The sequence below is a fragment of the Endozoicomonas sp. YOMI1 genome, from assembly GCF_024606345.1.
Classification (GTDB): domain Bacteria; phylum Pseudomonadota; class Gammaproteobacteria; order Pseudomonadales; family Endozoicomonadaceae; genus Endozoicomonas.
The window spans coordinates 1-6,445 of record NZ_JAHHPM010000433.1; the positions used below are offsets into that span (position 1 = coordinate 1).

General features: G+C 48.3%; 7 protein-coding genes. 3 read left to right on the forward strand and 4 right to left on the reverse strand.

The features are described 5' to 3' along the window. Window positions 1-136 precede the first annotated feature (136 nt). The gene (locus tag KDK15_RS15235) at window positions 137-733 is read right to left on the reverse strand and encodes a hypothetical protein (RefSeq protein ID WP_257296243.1); all 597 of its coding nucleotides are present in this window, start codon (window positions 731-733) and stop codon (window positions 137-139) included. Window positions 734-1,339: 606 nt separating this feature from the next. Beyond that, window positions 1,340-2,554 (reverse strand): argininosuccinate synthase, encoded by a 1,215-nt coding sequence (locus tag KDK15_RS15240; protein WP_257296244.1) that lies wholly within the window; start codon window positions 2,552-2,554, stop codon window positions 1,340-1,342. Window positions 2,555-2,853: 299 nt separating this feature from the next. Here KDK15_RS15240 and pyrC point away from each other — a divergent pair, with 299 nt between their 5' ends. Both pyrC and rnt read left to right on the forward strand, forming a co-directional pair. Next, entirely contained in the window at window positions 2,854-3,891 is a 1,038-nt protein-coding gene (pyrC, locus tag KDK15_RS15245; RefSeq protein WP_257296245.1) for a dihydroorotase, read from the forward strand. 131 nt (window positions 3,892-4,022) lie between these two features. After that, window positions 4,023-4,622, forward strand: a complete 600-nt coding sequence (rnt, locus tag KDK15_RS15250) for a ribonuclease T (protein WP_257296248.1) — start codon at window positions 4,023-4,025, stop codon at window positions 4,620-4,622. A gap of 83 nt (window positions 4,623-4,705) precedes the next feature. Here rnt and KDK15_RS21055 read toward each other — a convergent pair whose 3' ends face one another. After that, window positions 4,706-5,233 (reverse strand): methylated-DNA--[protein]-cysteine S-methyltransferase, encoded by a 528-nt coding sequence (locus tag KDK15_RS21055; RefSeq protein ID WP_306800360.1) that lies wholly within the window; start codon window positions 5,231-5,233, stop codon window positions 4,706-4,708. A 148-nt stretch (window positions 5,234-5,381) separates the two neighbouring features. On the opposite strand from KDK15_RS21055, the gene KDK15_RS15260 reads away from it, so the two are divergent. Then, window positions 5,382-6,077, forward strand: coding sequence for a hypothetical protein (locus tag KDK15_RS15260; RefSeq protein WP_257296246.1), 696 nt, complete (start codon window positions 5,382-5,384; stop codon window positions 6,075-6,077). 15 nt (window positions 6,078-6,092) lie between these two features. Here the strand turns inward: KDK15_RS15260 and KDK15_RS15265 are convergent. Beyond that, a partial coding sequence (locus KDK15_RS15265) for a hypothetical protein (RefSeq protein ID WP_257296247.1) occupies window positions 6,093-6,445 on the reverse strand: 353 nt, incomplete at its 5' end.

Here is a 6,445-nt window from a genome sequence, read left to right on the forward strand (position 1 = left end):
ATAGCCCCGCTATTCACCTCACAAAGCCGAATTTTTATCCTCAATTTTCTGCCGTCCTCGCTACGGGGTTGCCTAGACGGGCGCTATTCTCAGACAGCCTCTTTGACGGGCGCTATTCTCGGACAACCTAATAAAATTAGACTCTGAATATAGAAAAAGGTTCATCATTCTCAGGTTTCCCTCCTTCGAGTTCAATTGGTTCCTGTCCTTTCAGCAGTGTGTCCAGGATTTTGGGAACGCCTTTACCATGATTGATGGAAGAAATAGAACTCAGTCGTTTCCGGTCAAGCTGACCATCCTTCTGGAGGCTCGGTAGCTTCAGCAGAGCATCCACGTCCCTGGCTTTGGGAAAGCCATTACCATGACAGATGGAAGAAATGGATTTAACAACCGGAGAAAGCGCAATTGCTTTGATATCACAGTCGTCAGTACTCAAAAACTGGTTAATTTTTTTCTTTGTTTTTTGGGTTCCTTCTCCGCACAATAGCATGCTGGTAATCGTACCTGTATTCTTAACAGTACCGTTCAAATGGCTAAAATAAATGCCCAGCTTAGAGAGCAGTTGCACTTTCGACTCATTCGGGCATGAATGAACCAGCTTATCTAACGTTGGTTTGATGATGATGTTGCTTTTCCGGCAAAAGGCCTTCAATTGTTCTAAAGTGTTAATCGACGAATTGTGTTGGTGCTCATTTTCATGCCCCAGTCGTCTTGTTTTTAATTTCTCATCCACTAATGAACCTTCAATTTGAGACACTTTTCTCTTTAAGGGAGCTACCTCTGGAGAAGGTCCAGACGTATCAAAGGGTGGGAGAGTGAGAGCAATGGGTTCTTGTCTTGATACGTCCCGACCTGAATAGCGAGACCTTGATGGTGTGGTGCTATCAGTAACAAGAGATAATTCTACGAAAATTGCATCTCCCGTCGTCTGCCTTAATTTATGAAACGTTCGGAACATTATTTATAAATCTTATTCATTAAACGACGATATTAGGGTAAAAATTAAGCCCGTGAAAGAAGCATAGCTACATCCTGAACAGCCAAAATAAGTTTTGACACCGTAACCAATGGCTGAGCAAGATGAACTCTGCACAGAGTAGTTTAGTTGAAAAAAAACTGTTGACCTGGTTTGATCAGTCCAGATTACTCAATATGGCTGAACAGCCTGGTAAAGTGTGGATTAATACAATAATACTGACAAATACTATTGCGCAGAAACAGCTTATAGCCTGGAATTTCAACAAAGATAATCTGCCCGAAAGCACAGCAACGCAGCAGATGAACGACATACGCCGATTATAGAGAATGGCCTGCATCCTGAACTGCAGGCCTGCCATTTTCAGTCTAATCTTCGTCCTTTATTCGCCGCAATCCTTAACCGCAGCGCATTCAATTTAATAAAGCCTTCAGCATCCCCCTGGTTGTAGGCACCGGCATCGTCCTCAAAGGTCGCGATATTTTCATCAAACAGCGAGTCATCAGAACATCTACCAACCACCGTGACATTCCCCTTATACAATTTCAGGCGAACTTCACCGTTCACCGGCTCCTGGCTTTCATCAATCATCTTCTGGAGCATTTCCCGCTCCGGTGACCACCAGTAGCCGTTATAGATCAGCCTGGCATAGCGCGGCATCAACTCATCTTTCAGGTGGGCCACTTCCCGGTCCAGGGTAATGGATTCAATGGCACGGTGCGCTTTGAGCATGATGGTGCCTCCGGGGGTTTCATAACAACCCCGGGACTTCATGCCCACATAGCGGTTCTCAACAATATCCAGACGACCAATGCCATTTTCGCCACCAATCCGGTTCAGGTAGGCAAGTACCCGGGCTGGCGTCATTGCTTCCCCATCAATGGCAACAATATCCCCTTTGCGATAGCTCAGATTCAGATAGGTCGGCACATCCGGGGCGGATTCAGGCGCTACCGACCAGCGCCACATCTCTTCTTCCGGCTCCGCCCATGGGTCTTCCAGAATGCCGCCTTCATAGGAGATATGCAGCAGGTTGGCATCCATGGAGTAAGGTGATTTGCCTTTCTTGCGCTCCACCGCAATACCGTGCTCATCGCAGTAAGCCAGCAGCTTTTCCCGTGAATTCAGGTCCCACTCACGCCAGGGCGCAATAACCTGAACACCCGGCTTCAGTGCATAAGCACCCAGCTCGAAACGCACCTGGTCATTCCCTTTACCGGTGGCACCGTGGGCGATGGCATCGGCGCCGGTTTCATTGGCAATCTCAATCAGGCGCTTGGAAATAAGCGGCCTGGCGATGGAGGTTCCCAGCAGGTATTCGCCCTCGTAAATGGTATTGGCACGGAACATGGGAAAGACAAAGTCACGGACAAACTCTTCGCGCACATCATCAATGTAGATCTCTTTAATGCCGAGGGCTTGCGCCTTGGCCCGGGCTGGCTCTACCTCCTCCCCCTGCCCCAGGTCCGCGGTAAAGGTGACGACTTCACACTGATAAGTGTCTTCCAGCCATTTTGCAATCACTGAGGTGTCCAGGCCGCCGGAATAGGCCAGAACGACTTTATTGATTTTTTTCATTGCTCAACTCCAACGACATGCCGCAACAGGAACCTGTAGACAGCAAAGAATAAATATTCTTATATAATGAATAATAATTCATTAATAAAGCTTCGCCAAGAGGCTTTCATCATTATCTGGCCAAAGCTGGGGTTAGTGTAGATAAAGCTTGGGAATCATATCATCAAAAGGGCAAAAATACGGGTTAAACCAATGCTTTTATGCATCTTTTCTCAGGCTCCCACTATCAACATTGCCTTTTTTTCGCTAGGATGCCCATCCGGTTCAATCATAAATAACCGGAACAGGTACCTGCCAAAATGAGCCAATTACTGACCATTACCCGCCCTGATGACTGGCACCTACACCTTCGTGATGGCAATGTTCTGACTGAAACGGTGGCAGCCACCGCCAGAACCTTTGGCCGGGCGATCATTATGCCCAACCTGGTACCACCGGTAACGGATGCTGATCTGGCCAGCCAGTACAAGGCTCGTATTCTCGAACAGATATCTGCTGATTCGGCATTTCAACCATTGATGACGCTGTATCTGACCGACAAAACGTCCCGTCAAACTATCCTGAATGCCCATAACCGGGGTGATGTGGTTGCACTGAAACTCTACCCTGCTGGCGCAACCACCAATTCTGATTCCGGCGTAACCAATCTTGAGAACATTTACGGTGCTTTGGAAGCCATGGCGGAGTGCGGTCTCCCATTGCTTGTGCATGGTGAAGTTACCGATGCCGACATCGATATCTTTGACCGGGAAAAGACATTTATTGACCGCCACCTGGTGAAACTGGTAGAACGCTTCCCAACCCTGAAGATCATCATGGAACACATCACCACGGCTGATGCTGCCCGGTTCGTCAGTGAAGGGGGAGAAAACCTGGGCGCTACCATTACCGCCCATCATTTGTTGTATAATCGCAACCATATGCTGGTTGGTGGCATCAAACCCCATTATTACTGCCTGCCGATTCTCAAAAGAAACCGGCATCAGCAAGCGCTGCTGCAGGCTGCAGTAAACGGCAATCGTCGTTTCTTCCTGGGAACCGATTCTGCTCCCCATGCCATTGGTGCCAAAGAGTCTTCCTGTGGTTGCGCAGGCTGCTATACCGCACCAGCAGCCATTGAACTCTATGCAGAGGCCTTTGAAATGATGGACGCTCTGGATAAACTGGAAGCCTTTGCCAGTTTCAATGGCCCCGATTTCTATGGCCTGCCCAGAAACCAGGACACCATTACCCTGGTGAAAGAAGACTGGATCATGCCAGATTCCATTGCCTTCGGTGACAACCGGGTGAAGCCCCTGAGGGCCGGAGAAACTTTATCCTGGCGCCTCAAATCATAGCCATGGGCTACACAGCCATGAGCGGCGGAAAAATCCCGCTTTTGCTGCCCCCATGAAAATGGTTGCAACCAGCGGTATTTTTTACAGTAAAGAGTAAGGAGAAGCCTTTGAGGGCCGATGACAGCCACTCCATGGCCAACAGATTCCGCGGCTTTCTGCCCGTGGTAATCGATGTGGAAACCGGGGGCTTTAATGCCGCGACAGATGCACTGCTGGAAATTGCCGCCACCGTTATTGAAATGGATGAGCACGGTTTTATCCACCCGGGCCCATCGGAGTCCTACCATATCAAGCCATTCGAAGGCGCCAATATTGAGCAGGCCGCTATCGATTTCATTGGTATTAACCCGTTTCACCCGTTACGGATTGCCATGGCGGAAGAGGATGCCATCAACAAGATTTTCCGTTCAGTGCGTAAGGCGGTAAAAAGCCAGGGATGCAACAGAGCGGTACTGGTTGGACACAATGCGTCGTTCGACCTGGGGTTTGTCATGGCTGCGGCTGAGCGCTGCGAGGTTAAACGGAATCCGTTTCATCCGTTCTCCTGCTTTGACACCGCTACGCTGGCCGGTCTGGCCTATGGACAAACGGTGCTGGCCAAAGCCTGTGCCGAAGCGGATATTGATTTTGATAAATCAGAGGCTCATTCAGCCCGTTACGATACGGAAAAAACCGCTGAGCTGTTCTGCAACATTGTGAACCGCTGGAAAGACCTGGGCGGCTGGCTCTGACAGCAACCCTTACTGGCTGGCCTTTTTCCTGAACCGTGAAAAGCCAGCCATAATCCCCGATTATTCCGCTCCCCTTCTATTGCCTATTGCCTATTGCCCTGCTCTAGATCCAGAAGATACTTCTTCATCTCAACCCCATAGGCATAACCGGTCAGCTTACCGTTTTTCCCGATCACCCTGTGGCAGGGCACAATGATCGCAACCGGGTTGGCACCATTGGCTGCCCCCACGGCCCTGACCGCTTTAGGCCGACTGATGCTGCTGGCAATATCCTGATAGGAGCAGCACTTGCCATAGCCAATCTGTTGTAACGCACTCCACACCTGATGCTGAAAGTCGGTACCACGAAGAGCCAGCGCCACGGTGAATCGGGTCAACTCTCTGCGAAAGTAGGCCTCCAACTCGTCTCTGGCTTGAGCAAGATGACTATTAATAGCCTGTTGAACAGCAATCGATGTATTTTCAGCAGGATTGGCTTCAGCCTGTAAGCTATCTGTATTCGTCCGTTTGACGGAGACAACGCCACCAGCAGATGCCATAACGCTGAGACGTCCGACAGGTGACTCCACCCACTGACAACCGACCAGATTCTCTTTGTGCATAGCGTACATAGGCACTTCACCAATTTCAGTGTATTTTGGACCAGGGTAAAAAATCCTGCGATCCTTCAGTAGCCAGAAATATTTGCAGCCATATGACCCGCTACTGTAGATTATGAGATTGATAAATTATCATAAAAATAAAGCATGAGGTTTAGCCATGGACCCGGTCAATAAACAAGCCTCTCCCTCACCACGACAAAATCAGCCCCACACGGACAACGTCGGGGCAGCCAGCGCCGGAGGATCATATTATGGAAGGAAAACCGCTGTTTTGAAAAGCGCTAGAGCCCTTTTCAATAAATTCATTACCTGGATTGCAAAACCATTAAAGGCCAGAAAGATCAGAGTTCATTTTGCAAAGAATAGTGTTTTGTCAACCACTGGGTTTAATAAAAACTGTACGAAACTTTTGCTGGCGATAATGGATGGAAAAAACAGACAGCTACCAAAGTTACTGGACAAACTCAGATTGAGCATTCCTGCAGCCATCCCCCATAAAAGTAAACATAAAATTGAGAGTTCAGACATTATAGGGCTCTTTGAAAACTGGTCTGCACAATGTACAAATCATGAATTCGCAGAATCACTGCGAAAGGATCTCCTCAACCCGGAATCCAACATAAGAAAGATATGGACTTCACAACAAGCACTTTCGGCTGAAGTAAGGGACTTTTCACATCAAACTTTTCAACGTCTCAATGCTATCGAAGCACTCATCGGACAATTGGCAACGGCATTATTTCCTGAACAAATTATAGAACTAATGCAGGATGTCAATTCCCATGAAAACAAGATAAAGTCCTCACGTTTCTTTCAGAGATTCCATAGTATTGTTGCCAAGTCGTCGTCATAAAAATAGTTATCCATGTCAGTAGAGAGGGAAACCCCCATGAAAAGAATTCTGATTCCTGTTACCAATCACGCGACGTTGGGTACGACTGATCAAGCTAAAGCCTTTCTTTATAGCTGATTTATAGGCGATTGACCCGGCACTTCTTATGGCTTGGCTCACCTTGCGTTTATCAGCAAGGTAAGCATTCCTTTTGATGGACAAACGGTAAGCCTTCCGGGCAGCCTTCCCTTTCTCGGACTGTTCGTAAGCAATCCGCCAAGCCCGCCCTTTCTCGGACTGTTCCCAAGCTCGTTTGGAAGCCCTCAGTTTTTCGGACCGTGCGTAAGCCTTCTGGTAAGCCTTATCATGAGAGATGGTCAAAGATTCAC

Bases quoted from the DNA above. Each gene is read 5' to 3' on its own strand.
- KDK15_RS15240 (WP_257296244.1), bottom strand. From the start codon at position 2,554: ATGAAAAAAATCAATAAAGTCGTTCTGGCCTATTCCGGCGGCCTGGAC.
- pyrC (WP_257296245.1), top strand. From the start codon at position 2,854: ATGAGCCAATTACTGACCATTACCCGCCCTGATGACTGGCACCTACAC.
- rnt (WP_257296248.1), top strand. From the start codon at position 4,023: ATGGCCAACAGATTCCGCGGCTTTCTGCCCGTGGTAATCGATGTGGAA.
- KDK15_RS21055 (WP_306800360.1), bottom strand. From the start codon at position 5,233: ATGTACGCTATGCACAAAGAGAATCTGGTCGGTTGTCAGTGGGTGGAG.
- KDK15_RS15260 (WP_257296246.1), top strand. From the start codon at position 5,382: ATGGACCCGGTCAATAAACAAGCCTCTCCCTCACCACGACAAAATCAG.